A 22321-nucleotide genomic window follows, 5' to 3' on the forward strand; every position below is an offset into this window, starting at 1 on the left:
GAAAATCGTTCCTTTTTAGCTTACACATGTAAAAATTTTGCGACCTTCTCGCTTGGTAAAATGTTTCCAACGAAGAATGTTCCAAATTCACCGTAACGTGCACTTACTTCGTCAAAGCGCATTTCGTATATAAGTTTCTTAAATTGAAGAACATCATCAGCGAATAATGTTACGCCCCATTCATAATCATCAAAACCTACAGAACCAGTAATGATTTGACGTACTTTTCCTGCATATTGACGACCAATTTTGCCGTGGCTATACATTAATTTTTTGCGCTCTTCCATCGGTAACATGTACCAGTTATCATCACCTTGGCGGCGCTTGTCCATCGGATAGAAGCAAACGTGATTTGCTTTTGGTAATGTTGGGTATAGACGCGCAAGAATTTGTGGATTTTGGTACGGATCTTCTTCAGCAGGAAGATAGTTACTTAACTCCACAACAGATACGTAAGAGTATGTAGGAAGCATATACTCTGCTAATGTTGTTTTATTGAATTCTGCTTCAATTTCATTTAATTCTTCCATTGTTGGACGTAAAATCATGAACATGATATCAGCCTTTTGCCCAACGATTGTATACAGTGCATGGCTACCTTGTTTTGCAGTTTCTGTTTTGTTCCATTTTTCAACGATGTTTAAAAATTCGAACATTGCTTGCTGACGCTCGTCACTAGATAATGTTTTCCAAGCCGCCCAGTCCATAGAACGGAAATCGTGTAAACAATACCAACCATCTAACGTTTTTGCTGCTTCACTCATTAGGTTCACCTCAAATAATCAAGTTTTACACGTTAACTATATCATATATAGATGAAAAAGCATGTATCGGAATCTTGGGAGCACAAAATTGTCACATTTCATGGCGGAATTTTAAGAAAATATAATCATTTTCATTTTACCTATTTTTTAGAAGCAATAAGTTTAAAATATAGATAAAAAGCGGTATTCTTAAATATGGATTTGAATTTGTAGGAGGGTTATTGGTGAGCGATTTATTTACAACAGTAAAAGAAAAAGTTCAAGGTAAAGGCATTTCTATCGTACTTCCTGAAGGAACTGATGAAAGAATTTTAGGCGCTGCAGAGCGTTTAGCAAAAGAAGAATTAGTAAAACCAATCTTAGTTGGTAATAAAGAAGAAATTAGCGCGAAAGCTGCTAGCATGAACTTAACATTAGCAGGCGTTGATATTTACGATCCAGCTACATATGAAGAAATGGATGCAATGGTAGCATCTTTCGTTGAACGCCGTAAAGGTAAAGCAACAGAAGAAGCTGCTCGTGAAATCCTAAAAGACGAAAACTATTTCGGTACAATGCTTGTATACATGGGCAAAGCACACGGTTTAGTAAGCGGTGCAGCTCATTCTACGGCTGATACAGTTCGTCCAGCACTTCAAATTATTAAAACAAAACCAGGCGTTACAAAAACTTCTGGCGTATTTATCATGGTACGTGAAGAAGAGAAATACGTATTCGCTGACTGCGCAATCAACATTGCACCAAACAGCCAAGATTTAGCTGAAATTGGTATTGAAAGTGCAAAAACAGCTGAATTATTCGGCATTGATCCACGCGTTGCAATGTTAAGCTTCTCTACAAAAGGATCTGCGAAATCTCCAGAAACAGAAAAAGTTGTAGAAGCAACTCGCATCGCGAAAGAAATGGCTCCTGAATTAACATTAGACGGTGAGTTCCAATTTGACGCTGCATTCGTACCATCTGTAGCTGAAAAGAAAGCACCAGGTTCTGTTATTAAAGGTGACGCGAATGTATTCGTATTCCCAAGCTTAGAAGCTGGAAATATTGGTTACAAAATTGCACAGCGTTTAGGTAACTTCGAAGCAGTAGGACCAATCTTACAAGGCTTAAACATGCCAGTAAATGATTTATCTCGTGGTTGTAACGAAGAAGAAGTGTACAAGCTTGCTTTAATTACAGCAGCTCAAGCGCTATAATCATGAAAAAAGCCCCGCATTTGCGGGGCTTTTTAGTTTTCTAATCCAAGTGATTTATTGTTTCGATCAATAATACGTTGTAAGTGATGCTCGTATAGTGGTATCTCGTCTATTGTAAGCTGCGACGGTGTTAACTGTGGTGTAAAGTGTTGTAATGTTTTTAAAAGGCGCATCATCAAATCTTGTACGGTAATGTCTTTACCAAGTAGTTCTGATAGGGAAGCCATTGTACTTGGAATAATTTCAGGATAGGTAAACTTTGTTTCCTCTCCTTGAATGGCTAAGTTATAAAAATCACGAACAAGTGCAGCTCGTTCTGAACCGCTATTTGTGGCACATAAATAAATTTGTACAGCAACGCCTCCACGAATACGGCGCTGTGAAATACCAGCAAACTTTTTATCGTCAATGCTTAAATCATAGCTGCCAGGGCAGTAAGAGCCGACGATTTCTTTTGCTTCAATATTAACATCGTAATCTTTTAGCATTTCTTTAATTAAATGCCACATTGTATCATAGCCAAGATCGATATCAATGCCTTTTTCTGTTTCTTGGAATAGAAGAGAGACGTTCAGAACACCCTCATCTAATACAACAGCAAGCCCGCCTGAATTGCGAACAATAACATGGAAGTCTTTACTCTTTAAAAATTCAATTCCCTGTTTTAAATAAGGTAATCGTGTATCTTGAATGCCAAGAACAATTGTATTGTGATGAACCCAAGAGCGCATTGTTGCAGCGGATGTACCGTTTCCAACTGTTGTACATAACGTATCATCCATTGCGAAAGACTGCAGTGCGTGGAATTGTGGACCTAAGCTTGATTGGTCAACAATGCGCCACTCTGGTTGAGATAAAATCGAACGAGAATCGCTCATGTAAATAACCCCTTATCTATAAAATGACAATATTTATTATAGCAAAAAAGAGAGGGTAGAGAGGAATGTTGTCAAAAAGAACCTGAAGGGATTGAAAATGATGTGAAGAAACTAGAGTTAAAAGAAAATCTGAAAAAAGAGAGTTATCGCGATTTTAGTAGAGAATCTAAGATGGAAGAATTTCAAACGGTGAACCAATCCTGCATATTCCAGCAGTTATCTCTCACCTATCTTCCTCGTTTCTCTTTAAATCTTGAGGTAGAGGGCCTCACTTCTCGTTAATGCGGGATAAAAACCAGAATAAAAAGGATGCTATGATGGCATCCTTTTTATTCTGCAATCTTCTCTAAATTTCCGTTTCGATCCATGCGAAACGAGGTTTGCGTACGCTCTTCATCGTCCATTAATGCAAGTTTACGCGCACGGTTCATAATTTTCATCAGCGTCTCGTAATCTTCTTGAACTGTAGTTGATTGCTGTTCTAGTTTTTCCACTTTCTTTTCTAATTCAGCATTTCTTCGCATATACTCGGCAATTTCTTGCTTCAATCTCTCATTCTCTCTTTCAAGCGCGGATACTTTTACATTAGAAGTTCCAAGTGACTGTAGAAAATGGATAACGTCGTGCATAGCAATGGAAGAAGTTGTTGACGTTACTTGTGCAGTTTGAATAGGTTGAATAGATTGAATAGGTTGTTCAATTTCAATAGTTATATTTTCATCAGTTGTTACAGTAGGTGAAATCGGTGGTGTATATAGAAGGCGTTTTTTTGCCTGTTCGCCGCCATTTGCACGCATTTTATCCTTACGATGTTTTTTCGCAAGTTGTAATGCTTGATCATAACTATAGCGCACGACAGCATTCCAACGAAATCCACAAGCTGCTGAGGTACGATTTAATTTATCACCAACTTCTTCAAAGGCATTTAATTGTGTACTTCCTTCGCGAACGTGGCGCAAAACAGTTTCAGCAAGAAGTAAATCATCTTCTTCAGTCCAAGCATCTTGTCTTACTTTCATAGATTCATCTCCCTTTCTTTTTATCAATATCTTATTTTTAGAATGGACAAAATAAATCGCTTTTATACAAAGCTTTTAAAATTATGGTAGATTTTGAGCGGAAGTGTGCTTATAGGTTATATATGCTGTGTGAAAAAGCGGGAGTATATGATTGATTTGGTGGCAGGAAGAAAACTTGCATCACATCGAAAAGAAAGGTAAAATACCATTTAGTGTTTATTGTTATATGTACTTGAGAAAAGTTTCATAATAGAGGAAGTGTTATATAAAATGGGAAACGAATTTCGTGTGTGTGATGATTGTCAGGCAACGAATATTAAGACGTTAGTACCGCGTTTAAAAAAAATAGATGAATGTGCAGATGTTCAAATTGGATGTCAATCGTATTGCGGTCCTGGTCGTAAGAAATCATTTGCATTTGTAAATAACCGTCCAGTTGCAGCACCAAATGAAGATGAGTTAATTAAAAAAATTGAAGCAAAATTAAACAAGTAAAAAGATACGATGTCGTATCTTTTTTTTGTACATTAAAGTTTTGTAGAGCGTAAAAAAGTTTTGTATAACGAAATTAGTGGTTGACAAATTTTAGTGTAAATTTGTAGAATGATATTGATAATCATTATCGAAATCAAGACTTGTTCTTGATTTTCTTTTTTACCTTATAATGAGAATGAATTTCATTACTGTTTATGTATATTGAAAGTTAGGATGTTGTAGATGGAAGCGAGTATGAAAAAGTTTTACGAAGAAGAATTGGTAGACGTAAAAGAGATAAAAAGCCGTCCCCTTATTGCCTTAATGATTTTAATTGTTGGGACTGCTTTATTAGCTTTAAGTATGGCAACTTCTATATCGTTTGGTGCTGCCGATATTAGTTTGAAAACAGTATGGCAAGCTGTGTTTCAGTTTGATGAATCGATTACATACCATAATGTTATTCAAGAGTTGCGGCTTCCAAGAGCGATTGGAGGAGCAGTTGTTGGAGCGTTTTTAGCGGTATCAGGTGCGATTATGCAAGGGATGACACGAAATCCTCTTGCGTCTCCGTCACTTATGGGGATTACAGATGGTGCTGTATTTGGAATTGCGATTATGTTTGCATTCTTTCCAAACTCGCCATATTTCATGTTCGTAATTGCTTCCTTTATTGGTGCTGCATTTGGTGCGAGTATCGTGTATGGAATTGGTGCAGCATCTCCAGGGGGATTAACGCCAATTAAGTTAGCGTTGTCAGGTGCGGCGATTAGTGCTTTATTAGGCGCAATCTCATCTGGAATTGCATTATATTTTAACTTAGCGCAAGAAGTTAGTATGTGGCATGCAGGCGGTGTTGCTGGTGTAAAATGGACAAGTTTACACATGTTACTTCCAGTCGGTCTCGTTTGTCTTATGGTTGCTATTATGCTAGCAAGGTATATTACCATTTTAAGTTTTGGTGAAGACATTGCTATTGGGCTGGGGCAAAATACGAAGCTCATTAAGTTTATCGGAACCATCCTTGTACTTGTGTTAACAGGTTGTGCAGTTTCGATGGCTGGATCTGTTGGGTTTGTTGGTCTTGTTATCCCGCACTTAACGCGCTTTCTTGTAGGTTCAGATTATCGTTGGGTGATTCCATGCTCTGCTGTCTTAGGCGGTTTGCTTATTGAGTGTGCCGACATGATCTCCCGCGTTATAAATCCGCCATTTGAAACGCCAATTGGTGCTGTAACAGCGATGGTTGGCGTACCATTCTTTCTTTACTTAGCACGTAAAGAAGGGAGAGGGAAAATGTGAATCAAGGAATTTTAACGAAAAGAAATATTTCAATTTTATCTAGTATTAGCATTTTAATTTGTACAGTATTTTTTATTAGTTTACATACAGGTACATTCAAAATGTCACCAGTTGAAGTATTGAAAACACTCGTTGGGCTTGGAGCAGAAGATCAAACAACAATTTTATTTGATTTTCGTATGCCGAGAATGATTGTTGCTCTTTTAGTAGGATCAGCATTAGCAGTATCTGGTGCAATTATGCAAGGGTTATCACGAAACCCACTTGCTGACCCAGGAATTATGGGGATTAATGCCGGAGCAGGATTATCAGTTGTAGTCTTTGTTTATTTCTTCTTTGGAAAAGTAACGATGCATTCCATTTTATCTGTATTTATTTTGCCGTTTTTTGCTTTAGTTGGTGCAATATTGGCGGCGGTTATTATTTATGTGCTCGCTTGGAAGAACGGGGTTTCTCCGATTCGTTTAATTCTTGTCGGGATTGCCGTAGCAGCTGGGTTTGGCGCTGTGAGTCTAGTATTCTCGATGAAAATGACATCGAATGATTTTCGCTTTGCTACGATTTGGTTATCGGGAAGTTTATGGGGGACAGATTGGAAGTTTGTATTAAGTGTTTTGCCGTGGATGCTTATTTTCTTACCGATTGCCTTTATGAAGGCACATGTATTAAATGTAATGAATTTAGGAGATGCGGCTGCAATTGGTCTCGGTTTGAACGTTGAGAAGGAACGCCGCAAGTTACTATTTATTGCTGTTTGTTTAGCTGGTGCCTCTGTTGCAGTAGCGGGGGGAATTAGTTTTATTGGATTAATGGCCCCCCATCTTGCGCGCCGCCTAGTAGGCGGAAAGCATCAAATAATGTTACCAACTGCTGCGTTAATTGGAACATTATTGCTATTGTTTTCTGATCTTCTTTCACGCAGTTTACTTACAACATCAGAAATACCAGTTGGTCTTGTCATTTCAGTGATAGGCGCACCGTATTTTATTTATTTACTTGTAAAAACAAGATAAGGGGGACGATCTATATGCCATCTTTATCGGTTGAGTCGATATCTGTTGGATATCACGAAAATTTCATTATTGATGGGTTATCTGTTGAAATACCTGAAGGGAAAATTACGACAATTATTGGTCCGAATGGGTGCGGGAAATCCACGCTTCTTAAAACAGCTTCCCGTGTTTTAAAAGCAAGACGAGGCACTGTTTATTTGGACGGGAAAGCAATTGAGAAACAGCCGACGAAAGAAATTGCGAAAAAGATGGCAATCTTGCCGCAGACGGCAGAAGTGCCAACAGGTTTGACTGTATTTGAGCTTGTTTCATATGGACGTTTCCCGCATCAAAAAGGGTTCGGTACATTATCAGAAGAAGACTATCGTTACATTCGCTGGGCGCTTGATGTGACTGGCATGAGAGAGTTTGTAAATCGGCCAGCCGAGGCACTCTCAGGAGGACAACGTCAACGTGTTTGGATTGCGATGGCGCTAGCACAAGGAACAGATTTGCTTGTGCTAGATGAGCCGACAACATATCTTGATATGGCACATCAACTTGAAGTACTGAACCTATTAAAAAAGTTAAATGAAGAAGAAGGACGGACGATTGTAATGGTTATTCATGATTTGAATCACGCTTCCCGTTTTTCTGATTATATGATCGCGTTAAAAGATGGGAGCTTGATGAAACAAGGAACGCCTGATGAGGTGATGACATCTGAAACGCTTCGCGAAGTGTTTGAAATTGAAGCACAAATGGTTCGGTGTCCTGTCAATGGCAAACCAATTTGTCTTACTTACAATTTAACAAGTGCGTAAGCAGGCTTAAGTTGGTTCTAGCGGGCAGTAAATGGCGGACGATAGAGTGGGAGATTTACTGCCCGTAAGAGCCCGATTGGTTCAACTAACCATCAGTGGGGGATAAAGAAAACCCCCGCTAATGGAAGTTTCACTTTATAGAAATGGTTATTTTGGGTTCGTTATCGCAACTTGGGGTTGATTTTTTGAAAATGAATCATTTTGAATACACGGAACGGAGAGTGGCGACTCTTGCGGGAATAGCGAGGAAAGTGAGACCCCGCAGGCTTGCCGAGGAGGCTCGCTCTCGCCCGCGGAAAGCGTCCACTCTTCGTTACGTGTACATCTATCTATAGTCACCCTCGTCTTTTGGTGATGAATCTTATTTTGACAAAATAACTTTTGTAAGGAAGAGTTTCGTAGCACTGTCTATTTAGAGTGAGAATTACAATAAGGTAAGGAGAGGGAATCATGAAGAAAATCAAAGTAACTCTACTAGTTTTCTTGTTAGCTATTACTTCTGTATTATTCGCTGCATGTTCTTCTGATAAGAAAGAAGAAAAGAAAGCAGATGCAAAAGGTGAAGAACGCGTTGTGAAACATGCAAAAGGAGAAATTAAAATTCCTGCAAACCCAAAGAGAATTGCTGATTTAAGCGGATCAACAGAAGAATTATTAATCTTTGGTATGAAGCCTGTTATTACAGCAAATACGACGCAAGAGAAAATTGATGCACATATTGCAAATCAATTAAAAGATGTGAAAGCAGTTGGTTCTGCTTGGGGCGATAAAATTAATATCGAAGCAGTAGCTGCTGCAAAACCAGATGTAATTTTGGTGAACAATCGTCAAGAAAAAATCTATGATCAATTATCTAAAATTGCACCAACAGTCATGTTAAGTACGCCATTAGATCAGTGGCGTCCAAAGTTTGAAGAGGTAGGTAAAATCTTCGGTAAAGAAAAAGAAACAGCTGCATGGCTGAAGAAATATGATGAAAAAGCAGGCCAATTACATGATAAAATCGTTGCAAAAACTGGTGATGCGAAATTCATGGTAATGGCTGCATATCCGAATGCATTCCGTGTATACGGTGATTACGGTTACGGTAGTATTCTATTTAAAGATTTAAAATTACCAGCAGTTAATGGTACACCAACAGACAAGCCGTTAGTACAATTGCAAAAAGAAGCATTAATTGATTATAATCCAGACTTTTTATTTGTGTTTACAACAGGTGATGGAGCACAGCGTCTAAAAGAATTCCAAGAAGAAGCAATTTGGAAAAACATGAATGCTGTGAAAAACAATCATGTGTATATGATTAAAAACGAAGACCTCAATAAAGCATATTTCCCACTTGGTAAAGAGATGTTATTAGATGAATTATCTAATTTTATTTTAGAAAAATAATGATGATAGAGCAAATCACCTTCGTTTTTTGAAGGTGATTTGCTTTTTATGCAAGTAATATGCCGTCTTTCATTTCTTTCTGTTTCGCCTTTCGTTTATAATAGAGATAAGAATGTATAATGGAGGGCGGTGAATTTTAATGGCATATGTAAGTGACAAATTAAATGAAACGAAAGTGTTTAAAGACCCAGTGCATAAATATGTGCATGTACGTGACCGCGTGATTTGGGATTTAATCGGGACGAAAGAGTTTCAACGTCTGCGCCGCATTAAGCAGCTAGGGACGACATTTTTTACATTTCACGGTGCGGAGCATAGTCGCTTTACTCATTCATTAGGTGTCTATGAAATTATCCGCCGTATGATTGACGATGTGTTTGATGGAAGGCCGGATTGGAACGCTGAAGATCGTTTGTTGTGCTTATGTGCAGCACTTCTGCATGATGTAGGACATGGTCCTTTTTCTCATTCATTTGAAAAAGTCTTTGAGTTAAACCATGAAAAATTTACACAAGCAATTATTGTCGGTGACACAGAAATTCATGATGTATTAAGCCGTGTTGATCATGAGTTTCCGCAAAAGGTAGCGGATGTCATTGCGAAAACTTCTACTAATAAATTAGCAATCAGTATGATTTCTAGTCAAATTGACGCAGATCGCATGGACTATTTATTACGAGATGCGTATTTCACAGGTGTGAAATATGGGAACTTTGATATGGAACGGATATTACGAGTAATGCGTCCGTTTAACAATCAAGTTGTGATTAAATATAGCGGGATGCATGCTGTCGAGCATTATATTATGAGTCGTTATCAAATGTACTGGCAAGTGTATTTTCATCCGGTAACGCGCAGTGCTGAAGTAATTTTAACGAAAATTTTGCACCGGGCGAAAGCGTTGCATGAACAGTACTATACATTTAAATATCATCCGGTTCATTTCTACTCTTTATTCGAAGGAGAAGTAACGGTGGAGGATTATTTAAAGTTAGACGAGAATGTGATGTATTATTACTTCCAAGTATGGCAAGAAGAAGAGGATGCCATTTTAAGTGATTTATGTCGCCGGTTTATGAACCGTAACTTGTTCAAATGTGTAGATTTCACAGAAAAGCACGGACTAAACAATTGGGTAGAATTAAATAGTTTATTTAAGAAGATTGGACTTGATCCAGAGTATTATTTAGTAGTAGATTCCACATCAGACTTGCCGTATGACTTTTACCGTGCAGGTGAAGAGGAAGAACGTCTGCCAATTTTACTCCTTATGCCAAATGGAGAGCTGCGTGAATTATCTCGTGAGTCGGATATTGTTGAGGCAATTACAGGTAAAAAGAGAACAGATCAAAAGCTATTCTATCCGCATGATTTACTGTATGAAGACGGACGAAAAGGAAAAGTAAAAGAAAAGATTATTCGTCTATTAGAAGGAAAAGAGTAGGAGAAGCAGCAGGGCTGTTTCTCCTGTATCAAATATTATTTTTGGTCGCTTAAGCGTTTGCCGCCAACTGCATAATGATTTTTAGACATTTCTTCGATGAAAACAACGATGTTTTCTTCAGGAGCACCAGTTGTTTCGCTTACTGCTGCAGTTACTTTCTCAGCAAGGGCTTTCTTTTGTTCTTCTGTGCGTCCTTCTAGCATTTTTACTGTTACGTATGGCATATGTATCGCTCCTTTTATGTAGATTACAGTACTATTATAACGGATTCTTGAACAGAACAATCAGAAAAAGAAATTTTTTTCTTTTTTAACATAATGAAGAGGGAGAGGAAGTATGGAACACTTTTTTGCATATCCGCTGTACCAATTACCGTTATTGGCAATGGCTGTTGTGATAGCTTTGTCAGTACATGAATTTGCACATGCTTATGTTGCGTATAAATTTGGAGATGATACAGCAAAAAGACAAGGCCGTTTAACATTATCTCCAATGGCGCATTTAGATATAATCGGGATTATTGCTGTATTATTAATCGGATTTGGTTGGGCACGTCCAGTACCGGTCAATCCTTATAATTTTAAAAGACCGCGTCTTGCTGGTATTCTTGTATCAATTGCTGGACCACTTAGTAACTTACTATTAGGAGCCCTTGGGCTTATTGCTTGGTATAGTTTGTTGAAGTTTGGAGTTATTGATGCACTCCCAATAGCAGTAGGAGAAACACTATTTCAGTTCTTTCAAATTTTTATCGGGATTAATATAGTTTTATTTATTTTCAATTTGTTACCAATTCCGCCGTTAGATGGTTACCGTGTTGTGGAAGATTTAGCACCGACAAATGTACGTGCGAAAATGACGCAATATGAAAAATACGGCGCAATCTTTTTATTAATTCTTGTAATTACACCGTTAGATCGATATACGATTCAGCCAATTTTCCAAGTTGTTATTCCGTATGTTTTAGGTATGCTGCATAGTATAATTGGACCATTATTTGGATTGTATTAGAAGAGGAGGATTTCCTATGGCAGAGAAGAAGAAACAAATCGGCTTTAATATTATTAAAAATGACTCTACAGATGGACATGGTGGTTTTGGGGTAGGTGCATTAAGTCTAGAAAATATTTCTCCTGTTATTATTGATGTAACAGAAGGAACGGCAGTTGTTGATATCGGTGCGATGCATGCACGCAGTGCTGCTGAAAAAGGAATTAAATTTTTAACTAATAAGGAAGAAGTACCAAATGCAAAACCATATTGGCTCGTTTGGGTAACAATTGAGCGCACTGCAAATGGTGCATATTATGCTGGCGTAACGGCATGCGAAATGACAATAGACCGTGAAATTCGCCGCGGCTATAAATCATTACCTGAGCACGTAAATAAAATGGATAAATCATTAAAGCGTCACATTATGGTTGATCATATGGATGAATCTTCTAAAAAAGTGCTTGGTACATTCTTAAAAGAGCATAATGAGGAGCTATGGAATCTTTCTAGTGAGAAATTACGTAGTGAATTGTTAGGAGAATAATAGGAAATCCCTTTCGTGTTGAAAGGGATTTTTTGTTTGCTCTGAAATAGGTGAAATGTTGGTAACGGTATTTTCTCCCGCATTAACGGGCAGTAAGTCCCAATATTAAGGTGCAGAGAAAAGCGCTGTCTAGCTCTAGCGGCTAGAATCTCCGGTCGTTTCGCCCCCTCGGACGAGGCAAAAAGCGCCTCTCTGTCGGGTGCTCCAACGTCCTGCGATTCTGGGCGAGCCGCTTCCGCTTTTTTACAGAAGATAGGTGGGGGATAACTGCCCGTAAAAGCCCGATTGGTGAGAGCTTTCCACCAGTGGGGGATGAAAAGAACCCCCACTGATGGAAGTTTCACTTTATCCCGCTATTTGCGGGCAATGTCACCTTATATGCAGGAAATAAAAGATTTTGTCAGAAAACATATTTTATATGAAAATTTTTATGAAGGGTATAAGGGGGAGGACGCATCTTGGAATTAAAGGGAAGTCGTGTTTTAGTAAAGATTCTGGAAGATAATGATGCAGAAAAATTGTTAGATTTGGAATTGAAAAACCGAGATTTTTTTCAAACGTATACACCGTTAAGAGAGTGTGATTTTTATACGTTAGAAGGTCAACTGGATCGAATTAGGAAGAACAAGGAAAAGAAAGATCTTGATGAGCTGTACTCATTTGGTATTTATGTAATCGAAACAGAAGAACTAATTGGGAATATTACACTGACAGAGGTGCTGCGCGGCCCCTTACAAAGTTGCTATATTGGATATTATCTAGATAAAAACCATAATGGAAAAGGATATATGACAGAGGCTGTTCGCCTGGTTGTATCGTATGCGTTTAATGAGCTGAAACTCCATCGATTAGAAGCAGGAGTTATGCCGCATAATACAGGATCAATAAAAGTTTTAGAGAAATCAGGGTTTCATAAAGAAGGCATTGCAAAGCAAAATGTAAAGATAAATGGAAGATGGGAAGACCATCAAGTGTTAGCTATTGTAAATGATAACGATGAATAGGAGCACTTTTTAAGAAAGAAAAGGGAGCAGGAGAATCACTGCACCCTTTTTGCAATGCAACCTTTGCGCGATTTCATTACCAAGGAAAATACTTTTTCCACCAGCTTTCTTTTCCTTTTTTCTTCTCTTTTAGCACTGCTTCAAATTCATCTTTCTCATCTATATGATCCATACAATACTCCGTCGGCTCGGTACCTTTTACAAAATACATTTTGACAGAAGTAGGGCAACCTTTCGTTGCGATCTTGCCGTTTTCAGGGTTAATGTTTAATGCGACAACATTGGCTGGTTGTTTAAAATCTTTTTTCGGGCTGTCCTCTAATCCTTGCTCCATAATGGTTGCCCACATATTTTTCGCATAAGATTGCTCAGCGGGGTTAGAGATTGTTTTTTGCTTATCGTAGCCGACCCAAACACCTGTCACGAGCTGCGGTGTAAAGCCAATCATCCAGCTATCTGTCTCGGTTGAACCTGATTTTCCTGCATATGTGCGGGATAATTTTGGAATAAGGTTTTGTCCAGTGACAGAGGCGTAGCTGCTTAACTTTTTATTAAACATGCCTGTCATCATCTCTTCCATTACAAAGGCATTATTTTCGTCAAGAATTTGTTTCTTTTCTAAATGAGCATCATACAAAATGTTTCCATCATGATCGACGACGCGCCGAATAAATGTTGGTTTGACTTGTTTGCCGCCGTTAGCAAGCATACTGTAAGCATTCACCATTTCAAGTGGTTTTACAGGAGATGTTCCGAGCGCAAGTGATGGAACATCTTTTAATGCGCTTGTAATTCCAAATTGCTTCGCCGTTTTTACAAGTGATTCTTCACCTAAGAAAAGATGTGTTTTTACAGCGTACACATTATCAGAGACAGCAAGTGCTTGCATCATCGTTATAAAGCCATCTGCATAATAGCCTTTATAATTCGTTGGGTTATATTTTGAAACACCATCACCTAATGTGAATACAGTATCCTCACTTTTTAAGCGTGTTACTGGTGTAAAGCCTTGCTCAAGAGCTGCGTAATATAAAAAGGGTTTAAATGTTGAACCTGGCTGCCGATACGCTTGCGTCGCTCGGTTGAATTGACTTTTCTTATAATCACGTCCACCGACAAGGGACATTACTTCTCCTGTTTTTGGATTCATGGATACAATGGCTGTTTCGATCTCCGTTGTACTTGGAATGGTTTCGTTTACTGTACTTTCCGCAATTGTTTGTAGCTTTGGATCTAGCGTTGTGTATACACGCAGACCGCCGCGTGCTACCGTTTGTTCATCGAGACCAGCATCATTGATGAGAGAAGCTCGTACAGCATCTTGAAAATAAGGTGCCATTTCTGCTACTTCTTCTTTTTCAAGAGGTGCCAAGTCGAGTTTTTCTTTTTTGGCCGCTGCTGCTTCTTTCTTTGTGATATACCCCTGTTCTACCATTTCATCTAAAATAAGAGCTTGTCTTTCTTTGGCCCGGTTTGCATGTAAGTAGGGAGAATACAAACTTGGGCCTTTTGGAATGCCTGCTAGCATACTTGCTTCTGCTAAATTTAAACCTTTAGCATTTTTATTAAAGTAGAGACGGGCTGCTGCTTCAATGCCATACGCACCATGCCCGTAGTAAATTGTATTTAAATACCCTTGTAAAATATCATTTTTATTGTAATTAACTTCTAGGCGAACGGTGTACATCGCTTCTAACAGTTTTCGTTTCCATGTTTTATCATGATCCAAATATAAATTTCGGGCGTATTGCTGTGTAATTGTACTTGCGCCTTGTACTTTTGCCCTCGCTTTAATGTCAGCAATAACTGCCCCGCCGATGCGCTTTATATCAAAACCATGATGTTTATAAAAGCGCTGATCTTCAATAGAAAGGGTTGCCTCTCTCACGTAAGATGAAATATGGTCGAGTGACACATTATAGCGTTCCTGCGCTCCGTGACTTTGCCCCATAACAGAGTCGTCATTTGCATAAAAGATAGTGGTTTGCGGAACTGCAACAGGTGGTGGTCCTGCAATTTTTGCAACAAGTAAGACAATGAAAATAGTAAAAACAAAGAAAATAACACATGATAACAGTGCAGTGAGGAAAAAGCGTCTATATTTTGCTTGTTTTTCATTTGTTGTAAGTTCCATTTTTTTTGTCACCCCTCATAGCATACTTTTACTAGTATTGAGGGTTTTGGCTGTTTTTAAACAAAAAAAGAGCTTCTTATTAAGAAAGAAGCTCAAAAGCACGTGTTGGCCAGTCGGTAATGATTACATCGACACCGTAATCTATCATCTTTTGTAAGTCTTTGTATTCATTAATTGTATAAGGGCGGAATATGTATCCTTGCTGTTGAGCCGTTTGTACAAACTCTTTTGTAAGTAATTCAAAGTTTGGGTGAAGACCATGTGCCTGTCTTTTCTTTGCTTCAGCAATTGGATCTGCGAGCGGTTCATCATATAAAATCGCGCGGGGGATCTCTGATGCTAAATCTGCAAGCAGGGCAACCGATTCATGATTAAATGAAGAGAATATAATTTGATTAGATAGATGATATTCACGAACAAGGTCGACGACTTTTTCTTCTATACGAGGATAACGAATAACATCCGTTTTTAATTCAATATTTAATTGCATTGTTGTTGTAGAGAGCCAAATAAGCACTTCGCGTAGCGTTGGGATTTTTGCTTCATGAAAGGAAGGATCTTTGTAACTGCCGGCATCGAGTGCTTGCAATTGCTGGACAGTTTGTTCATATACAAGACCTGTTCCATTTGTAGTTCGGTCCACCGTTTCATCGTGAATGACAACAATTTCCCCATCTTTTGATATATGTACGTCAAGCTCAATGCCATGTGCGCCAACACGCTCTGCCTCTTGAAAAGCAATCATTGTATTTTCTGGGTGCGTACTTCTTACACCGCGATGCGCAAAAATAAGTGGTTGTTTCATAACAAATTCTCCTTATAATTCATTTTTATCCCGCTATTCGCGGGTAGTAAGCTCCTACCTCAAGATTCAGAGAGAAGCGAAGAAGATAGGTGGAAGATGAAAAAATCCCGACTGCTAGAAGTTTCACTTTGCTTCAATTATGAAACTGAGCGATCAAAAACACAATGCTGGTAGAAAAAATTTACAAAAGCGTAATGGGTATCTCACCTTATGAAAGATCTATCTCATCTGGTGTATATAACTTTGTTCGTTGGATGGGCGAGGTAATTGCACCGATTTTATCTGGAATTATTGGTCATCTGGTTTCACCGCAAAGCCCGTTTTTAGTAGGGGGAATTGTTGCATTAGTTGAATGTGTGATGATTTGTCTATCGATTCGAGCAAATGAAAAAATTGAGAGCAAAACCCTTTCCTAGGAAAGGATTTTTTTACTGTTTTATACATAATTGACTAAATATACGAACGAAAACGACTCGTTTGAAATATATTTACGTTCTTTTTACTATTTTTAACTATACATTTTACATGTTTTGTTTTATTTTTGTTAGGGGACATTAATGGTGTCCACATTATAATTTGCAACGAAAGGCGTGATTGTACAATGGAACTATGGTTCACTGAGAAACAAACAAAGCATTTTGGAATTACAGCGCGTATTAACCGCACTTTACATACGGAGCAAACAGAATTTCAAAAGCTAGATATGGTTGAAACTGAAGAATTCGGCAATATGCTTATTTTAGATGGCATGGTTATGACAACGCAAAAGGATGAATTCGTATATCATGAAATGGTAGCGCACGTACCATTATTCACACATCCAAACCCTGAAAACGTTCTAGTTGTTGGCGGCGGAGATGGCGGCGTTATCCGTGAAGTATTAAAACACCCAAGCGTGAAAAAAGCTACGCTTGTTGAAATCGATGGAAAAGTAATCGAGTACTCTAAAAAATACTTACCAGAAATTGCTGGCGAATTAGAAAACCCACGCGTAGACGTAAAAGTAGGCGATGGTTTCATGCACATTGCTGAAAGCGAAAACGTTTATGACGTAATTATGGTTGACTCTACAGAGCCAGTAGGTCCAGCTGTAAACTTATTTACAAAAGGATTCTATGCTGGAATCTCTAAAGCGTTAAAAGAAGATGGAATTTTCGTAGCGCAAACAGATAACCCTTGGTTCACACCAGAATTAATTTCAAACGTGTTTAAAGACGTAAAAGAAATTTTCCCAATTACACGTCTATATACAGCAAACATTCCAACGTACCCAAGCGGACTTTGGACATTCACAATCGGATCTAAGAAGCATGATCCACTAGAAGTAAGTGAAGAGCGTTTCCACGAAATCGAAACGAAATACTACACAAAAGAGCTTCACAAAGCAGCATTCGTATTACCGAAATTTGTTGGGGATTTAATTAAGTAAGAAAAGCGGAAATGCCCCGTTTAGGACCGACTGACTAAAGTTCTTTCGCACAGAAAGTGATTTTTTACTTTCTCGTGCGGAGGTTTTTAGACACGAGGTCCTGGGCATTGGAGCTAGACAATAAGAAAAGCGAAAGCAGCTCGCTTAAGGTGTACGGTATAAAAAGACAGAATAAGCTAGCTGCTTACGCTGTTATAAGTAAAAAAATCTTCTTAGCAGTGTAAGAAGAGCGTGGTAAATCGATAAAGAGGAGCAAAACAGCTCCAAATTTGAGACAAAATGAAAGGTTGGGATACCTTCAGTTCCAGATAGGAGGAAAAAGAATATGCGTTTTGATGAAGCTTATTCAGGTAAAGTATTTATTAAAAGTCATCCAAGTTTTGAAGATGCTGAGGTTGTTATCTATGGGATGCCGATGGATTGGACAGTAAGTTATCGTCCTGGTTCTCGTTTCGGCCCAGCACGTATTCGTGAAGTATCGATTGGACTAGAAGAATATAGCCCATATTTAGATCGTGAATTAGAGGAAGTTAAATATTTTGATGCAGGTGATATTCCGCTTCCTTTCGGTAATGCACAGCGCAGCTTAGACATGATCGAAGAATATGTAACAAAACTATTAGATGCTGGTAAGTTTCCACTAGGTCTTGGTGGTGAGCACCTAGTGTCTTGGCCAATTTTTAAGGCGATGGCCAAAAAATATCCAGATTTAGCAATTATCCATATGGATGCTCATACAGATTTACGTGAATCGTATGAAGGTGAGCCTTTATCTCACTCTACACCAATTCGTAAAGTGTGTGATTTAATTGGCCCAGAAAACGTATATTCTTTCGGTATTCGTTCTGGTATGAAGGAAGAATTCGAGTGGGCAAAAGAAGTTGGCATGAACTTATACAAATTTGATGTGTTAGAACCATTAAAGAAAGTATTGCCAACACTTGCAGGACGTCCAGTCTATGTCACAATTGATATCGACGTATTAGACCCAGCTCATGCTCCTGGTACAGGAACGTTAGAAGCTGGCGGTATCACATCAAAAGAACTATTAGATTCCATTGTTGCAATTGCAAATTCAAATATAAATGTAGTGGGAGCAGACTTAGTAGAAGTAGCTCCTGTATATGATCACAGCGACCAAACACCAGTCGCAGCAAGTAAATTTGTGCGTGAAATGTTACTTGGATGGGTGCAAAAATAAAGTTAGACTACCGGTCACTCTAGCCACCAGAGCTAGATGAACAGTAAGCAAAATAAAAAGGCTATTTCGAATTATATCGAAATAGCCTTTTTATTTTCACTAAATATTCCAGTTTACTTTCCTTACAATGATGTAAGAGAAATGTAAGGGAAATCGATAGAGACTATTTTTGGTAGATTTTATACTTAATGAAGCATTATACAAGGATACATGTTAGAGGTGGAAAGATTCATGCGTATGATATTAAAAGTTACAGCAGTACTTGCTATTTTAGGCGGTGCAGGTGCCTTTTACTTACAATCAAAAACAGAGGGTGTGCAAGCCTTTGTAGATAATTTTTTCTCAAGTAAGGAAGTAAAGGAATATTATACTGTAACAAGTCAAGGTGAGAAAAAAGGCGATAAGTATTTGTATACATTTACTGCGTATGATAGGGACGGAAATGAGCAAGTTGTGAAAAAAATGATAAATCGTGAACTTCGTCAAGGAGTCTATTTGAAAATCTATGCAAAAGGCAGCCAAGGGAAAGGGTGGGCAGAACTGCGAGAGAATGAAGTACCAGCAAAGGTGCTAGAAAAATTGAAAAACTAATGAAAACCCAAGTTCATACTGAACTTGGGTTTTCTGTTTTACAAGGATGATACCAACATTTTTATAAATTGCTTTTTGCATTACATCTTTCAACAGGTTTCCTAATATTTCAGCAGACAGACACCGCTGTTTTTTGATATGATAGGAAAAGTGATTTATTATAAACTATATTTAATATCTATAACATTTCGAAAGGTGTGCAAGACGTGGAGAAGCAACTTGCAGGCTTACCAGTACAGGTTCACTTTGTAACGGAGATTCGTGAAGGGGCGCGAAAGGAAACTATTGCTTTTGACGCAAATGGTCTATACTATGTAAAAGGTCAAAGTACATATGTAACGTTTCAAGAGCCGAACGAACAAGGCGAAGTGAAGACAATTATTAAAATTCAAGATGATCAAGTTCTCATTATGCGTTCAGGTGCTGTTTCTATGCGTCAAACTCATAAAAAAGGTGAATGGACAACAGGAACGTATACGAGTGAACTTGGAACGTTTGCATTGCAAACGAAAACAGATAACGTCCTTTTTAAATGGTCGGAAGAAAAGAAAAAGGGACAACTCTTTTTAACGTATGCATTGCTTCTAAGTGAACAAGAAGCAGGCCGATATACAATTACCATTAATCTCAAGGAGGCAAAATAATGAACTCTTTAGAACAAGTAAAAGAACTCATTAAAGAGGAAATTAAAGCTGCTGTAGTAAAAGCAGAATTAGCAACAGAAGAACAAATCCCAAACGTTGTATTAGAAACGCCAAAAGATAAAACACACGGTGATTTCTCTACAAACATGGCGATGCAACTTGCACGCGTAGCGAAAAAAGCACCTCGCATGATTGCAGAGGAATTAATTGCAAACTTCGATAAAGCAAAAGCTTCTATTGAAAAAATCGAAATTGCTGGACCTGGCTTCATTAACTTCTACATGGATAACAGCTACTTAACAGATTTAATTCCAACAATTATTACAGCTGGCGAAGCTTATGGTGAAACAAACACTGGTAAAGGTGAGAAAGTACAAGTTGAGTTCGTATCTGCAAACCCAACAGGTGACCTTCACTTAGGACATGCGCGCGGCGCAGCAGTTGGTGATACGTTATGTAACGTATTAGCAAAAGCAGGATACGATGTATCTCGTGAATATTACATTAACGATGCTGGCAACCAAATTCATAACTTAGCGCTTTCTGTTGAAGCTCGTTACATGCAAGCGTTAGGGTTAGATAAAGAAATGCCAGAAGACGGTTATCATGGTGCAGATATTATCGGTATCGGAAAGCGTCTAGCAGAAGAGTTTGGTGATCGTTATGCAAAAGCTGACGCAAAAGAAAGCTATGAATTCTACCGTGAGTACGGTTTGAAATATGAATTAGCAAAACTTCAAAAAGACTTAGAAAGCTTCCGCGTTAAATTTGATGTGTGGTTCTCTGAAACATCACTATACAAAAACGGAAAAATTGACGAAGCTCTTGCAGCGTTAAAAGAGCGCGAAGAAGTATTTGAAGAAGAGGGCGCAACATGGTTCCGTTCTACAACTTACGGTGATGATAAAGACCGCGTATTAATTAAAAACGATGGTTCTTACACATACTTAACACCAGATATTGCGTATCACCGTGATAAATTAGAGCGTGGCTTTGAGAAATTAATTAACATTTGGGGTGCTGACCACCACGGTTACATTCCACGTATGAAAGCAGCAATTCAAGCGCTTGGATACGATAAAGATACATTAGAAGTAGAAATTATCCAAATGGTACAACTATACCAAAACGGTGAAAAAGTAAAAATGAGTAAGCGTACAGGTAAAGCTGTTACACTTCGTGAGCTTATGGAAGAAGTAGGTGTGGACGCAATGCGTTACTTCTTTGCAATGCGCAGCGGTGACTCTCATTTAGACTTTGATATGGACTTAGCGGTATCAAAATCAAATGAAAACCCTGTATACTATGCACAATATGCACATGCACGTGTATGCAGCATCCTTCGCCAAGGTGAAGAGCTTGGATTAACTGCAGGCGGCGATGTTAACTATAAACTTGTTACTTCTGAGAAAGAAGTAGACTTACTAAAAAAACTGGGTGAATTCCCAGCAGCAGTTGCAGAAGCAGCGCAAAAACGTCTGCCACACCGCATTACAAGCTATGCATTTGACTTAGCAGCAGCGCTTCATAGCTTCTACAATGCAGAAAAAGTACTAAACCAAGATAACTTAGAGTTAAGTAAAGCTCGTTACGACTTAATGCGTGCAGTACGCATTACGCTTCAAAATGCATTAGCATTAGTTGGAGTATCTGCACCAGAGAAGATGTAATAAAGAAAAACGGAAGCGGTTCGCTCAGAATGGGAGGGGGAAGGCGCGAAGCCACCGAGCATTCTAGCCGCTGGAGCTAGACAATAAAAAAGCAGGATGTACGGAAATATTTCCGTACATCCTGCTTTTTCTTATAGTTGTGTTAAAATGATTGGTTCACCGCGTGTAACGACAACTGTATGCTCACATTGAGCAACAAGGCTTTTATCTGGTGTTACAAATGTCCAGCCATCATCACCGCGTTCGATAATATGATCTGCACCCATGGATACGAATGGTTCTACTGCTAAGACAAGTCCGTCTTTTAATAGAGCACTATCCATTGGATCGAAATAGTTTAAAATGTGATTTGGTGCTTCGTGTAAGCTAAGTCCAATGCCGTGCCCTGTTAAGTTTTGAATAACTGTAAAACCGTTTTTACGAGCATCATTGGCAACCGCACGACCAATTTGATTTTGTTTTGCGCCAGCTTTTACTTTTTTCATAGCTGCCCAAAATGCACTTTCAGCAGCAGCGCAAAGTTTTTCTTTTGCTTCGTCTTGTCCAAGAACGAACGAAATACCTGTATCTGCGTAGTAACCGTCAAGTGCTGCAGATACATCTACATTTACTAAGTCGCCTTCTTTTAAGACGCGATCTCCTGGAATACCGTGGGCAACTTCTTCATTGACACTAATGCAAGTTACGCCTGGAAAATCATATTCTTTTTCAGGTGCAGAAATGGCACCGTGCTCATCTAATACTTTCTTACCGATTAAATCAAGCTCTTTCGTTGTCATGCCTGGCTTCGCTTGTTTCTTCATTTCCTCGCGAGCAAGCGCAACGATGCGGCCGATTTTTCGTAAGCCTTCTAAATCTTTTTCATTACGAATAATCATGAAAACCACTGTCCTTCCTCGAATGTACATCTCACATGATTGTATCACGTTTGTTTTTGTCCTGCTACTTGCGTGGTAAGCCTCTCATTTTAAGATTTCCTGACATTTGTCATATTCATGTCATGACGTCTTTTACTGTTTTC

22 protein-coding genes and 1 pseudogene are annotated in these 22321 nt (G+C 38.6%); 16 read left to right on the plus strand and 7 right to left on the minus strand.

Features of this window, described 5'->3' with window-relative positions; translation table 11 throughout:
• Window positions 1–20 precede the first annotated feature (20 nt).
• On the minus strand, window positions 21–764 hold the full coding sequence (gene hemQ, locus AB1279_RS00785) for a hydrogen peroxide-dependent heme synthase (protein WP_336482116.1): 744 nt from the start codon (window positions 762–764) through the stop codon (window positions 21–23).
• A 224-nt stretch (window positions 765–988) separates the two neighbouring features.
• On the opposite strand from hemQ, the gene pta reads away from it, so the two are divergent.
• Entirely contained in the window at window positions 989–1960 is a 972-nt protein-coding gene (gene pta / locus AB1279_RS00790) for a phosphate acetyltransferase (protein ID WP_336482117.1), read from the plus strand.
• A gap of 32 nt (window positions 1961–1992) precedes the next feature.
• Here the strand turns inward: pta and AB1279_RS00795 are convergent, their stop codons facing one another.
• Window positions 1993–2838, minus strand: coding sequence for a lipoate--protein ligase family protein (locus AB1279_RS00795; protein ID WP_429757512.1), 846 nt, complete (start codon window positions 2836–2838; stop codon window positions 1993–1995).
• A 329-nt stretch (window positions 2839–3167) separates the two neighbouring features.
• Complete coding sequence (locus AB1279_RS00800; protein ID WP_429757513.1) at window positions 3168–3857, minus strand: RsfA family transcriptional regulator; 690 nt, start codon at window positions 3855–3857, stop codon at window positions 3168–3170.
• A gap of 270 nt (window positions 3858–4127) precedes the next feature.
• Between AB1279_RS00800 and AB1279_RS00805 the strand changes: the two genes are divergently transcribed.
• The 6 genes from AB1279_RS00805 to AB1279_RS00830 all read left to right on the plus strand — a co-directional run bounded on the left by AB1279_RS00805 (window position 4128) and on the right by AB1279_RS00830 (window position 10285).
• Window positions 4128–4352, plus strand: coding sequence for a DUF1450 domain-containing protein (locus AB1279_RS00805; RefSeq protein WP_336482120.1), 225 nt, complete (start codon window positions 4128–4130; stop codon window positions 4350–4352).
• 234 nt (window positions 4353–4586) lie between these two features.
• On the plus strand, window positions 4587–5633 hold the full coding sequence (locus AB1279_RS00810) for a FecCD family ABC transporter permease (protein WP_413789183.1): 1047 nt from the start codon (window positions 4587–4589) through the stop codon (window positions 5631–5633).
• Window positions 5630–6646 carry a FecCD family ABC transporter permease gene (locus AB1279_RS00815; RefSeq protein WP_429757514.1) on the plus strand — a complete coding sequence of 339 codons (1017 nt, stop codon included), beginning with the start codon at window positions 5630–5632 and terminating at the stop codon, window positions 6644–6646. The genes AB1279_RS00810 and AB1279_RS00815 overlap by 4 nt, the downstream gene beginning before the upstream one ends.
• A 14-nt stretch (window positions 6647–6660) precedes the next feature.
• Window positions 6661–7449: an ABC transporter ATP-binding protein gene (locus AB1279_RS00820; protein ID WP_429757515.1), complete on the plus strand. Its 789-nt coding sequence runs from the start codon at window positions 6661–6663 to the stop codon at window positions 7447–7449.
• 450 nt (window positions 7450–7899) lie between these two features.
• On the plus strand, window positions 7900–8841 hold the full coding sequence (locus tag AB1279_RS00825; protein WP_429752980.1) for an ABC transporter substrate-binding protein: 942 nt from the start codon (window positions 7900–7902) through the stop codon (window positions 8839–8841).
• Window positions 8842–8980: 139 nt separating this feature from the next.
• Complete coding sequence (locus AB1279_RS00830) at window positions 8981–10285, plus strand: HD domain-containing protein (protein WP_336482125.1); 1305 nt, start codon at window positions 8981–8983, stop codon at window positions 10283–10285.
• Window positions 10286–10320: 35 nt separating this feature from the next.
• Here the strand turns inward: AB1279_RS00830 and AB1279_RS00835 are convergent, their stop codons facing one another.
• Window positions 10321–10509, minus strand: coding sequence for a 2-hydroxymuconate tautomerase (locus AB1279_RS00835; protein WP_336482126.1), 189 nt, complete (start codon window positions 10507–10509; stop codon window positions 10321–10323).
• Window positions 10510–10621: 112 nt separating this feature from the next.
• On the opposite strand from AB1279_RS00835, the gene AB1279_RS00840 reads away from it, so the two are divergent.
• From AB1279_RS00840 to AB1279_RS00850, 3 genes are all read left to right on the plus strand, one after another.
• A complete protein-coding gene (locus AB1279_RS00840) occupies window positions 10622–11296 on the plus strand; it encodes a site-2 protease family protein (protein WP_429752981.1) in 675 nt (224 codons plus the stop codon).
• A gap of 16 nt (window positions 11297–11312) precedes the next feature.
• Window positions 11313–11822, plus strand: a complete 510-nt coding sequence (locus AB1279_RS00845; protein WP_429757516.1) for a YwhD family protein — start codon at window positions 11313–11315, stop codon at window positions 11820–11822.
• Between the two features lie 458 nt (window positions 11823–12280).
• A complete protein-coding gene (locus AB1279_RS00850) occupies window positions 12281–12826 on the plus strand; it encodes a GNAT family N-acetyltransferase (RefSeq protein WP_429757517.1) in 546 nt (181 codons plus the stop codon).
• Window positions 12827–12902: 76 nt separating this feature from the next.
• On the opposite strand, the gene AB1279_RS00855 is transcribed toward AB1279_RS00850, so the two are convergent.
• Both AB1279_RS00855 and AB1279_RS00860 read right to left on the minus strand, forming a co-directional pair.
• On the minus strand, window positions 12903–14960 hold the full coding sequence (locus AB1279_RS00855; RefSeq protein ID WP_429757518.1) for a transglycosylase domain-containing protein: 2058 nt from the start codon (window positions 14958–14960) through the stop codon (window positions 12903–12905).
• 79 nt (window positions 14961–15039) lie between these two features.
• The gene (locus AB1279_RS00860; RefSeq protein WP_429757519.1) at window positions 15040–15765 is read right to left on the minus strand and encodes a glycerophosphodiester phosphodiesterase; all 726 of its coding nucleotides are present in this window, start codon (window positions 15763–15765) and stop codon (window positions 15040–15042) included.
• 191 nt (window positions 15766–15956) lie between these two features.
• On the opposite strand from AB1279_RS00860, the pseudogene AB1279_RS00865 reads away from it, so the two are divergent.
• From AB1279_RS00865 to argS, 6 genes and pseudogenes are all read left to right on the plus strand, one after another.
• A pseudogene (locus AB1279_RS00865) lies at window positions 15957–16181 on the plus strand (MFS transporter); the annotation flags it as partial.
• A 185-nt stretch (window positions 16182–16366) separates the two neighbouring features.
• Window positions 16367–17194, plus strand: a complete 828-nt coding sequence (gene speE / locus AB1279_RS00870; protein ID WP_377880385.1) for a spermidine synthase — start codon at window positions 16367–16369, stop codon at window positions 17192–17194.
• 325 nt (window positions 17195–17519) lie between these two features.
• Window positions 17520–18395: an agmatinase gene (speB, locus tag AB1279_RS00875; RefSeq protein ID WP_429752986.1), complete on the plus strand. Its 876-nt coding sequence runs from the start codon at window positions 17520–17522 to the stop codon at window positions 18393–18395.
• A gap of 231 nt (window positions 18396–18626) precedes the next feature.
• On the plus strand, window positions 18627–18986 hold the full coding sequence (locus AB1279_RS00880; protein ID WP_429757520.1) for a YxeA family protein: 360 nt from the start codon (window positions 18627–18629) through the stop codon (window positions 18984–18986).
• 206 nt (window positions 18987–19192) lie between these two features.
• Window positions 19193–19630, plus strand: a complete 438-nt coding sequence (locus AB1279_RS00885; RefSeq protein WP_336482137.1) for a DUF1934 domain-containing protein — start codon at window positions 19193–19195, stop codon at window positions 19628–19630.
• Complete coding sequence (gene argS / locus AB1279_RS00890) at window positions 19630–21300, plus strand: arginine--tRNA ligase (protein ID WP_336482138.1); 1671 nt, start codon at window positions 19630–19632, stop codon at window positions 21298–21300. Before AB1279_RS00885 ends, argS begins: the two co-directional genes overlap by 1 nt.
• Window positions 21301–21431: 131 nt before the next feature.
• Here argS and map read toward each other — a convergent pair whose 3' ends face one another.
• Window positions 21432–22226: a type I methionyl aminopeptidase gene (map, locus tag AB1279_RS00895; RefSeq protein WP_336482139.1), complete on the minus strand. Its 795-nt coding sequence runs from the start codon at window positions 22224–22226 to the stop codon at window positions 21432–21434.
• Between the last annotated feature and the right edge of the window lie 95 nt (window positions 22227–22321).

It is taken from the genome of Bacillus sp. S14(2024), from assembly GCF_050473785.1.
Lineage (GTDB): Bacteria > Bacillota > Bacilli > Bacillales > Bacillaceae_G > Bacillus_A > Bacillus_A yunxiaonensis.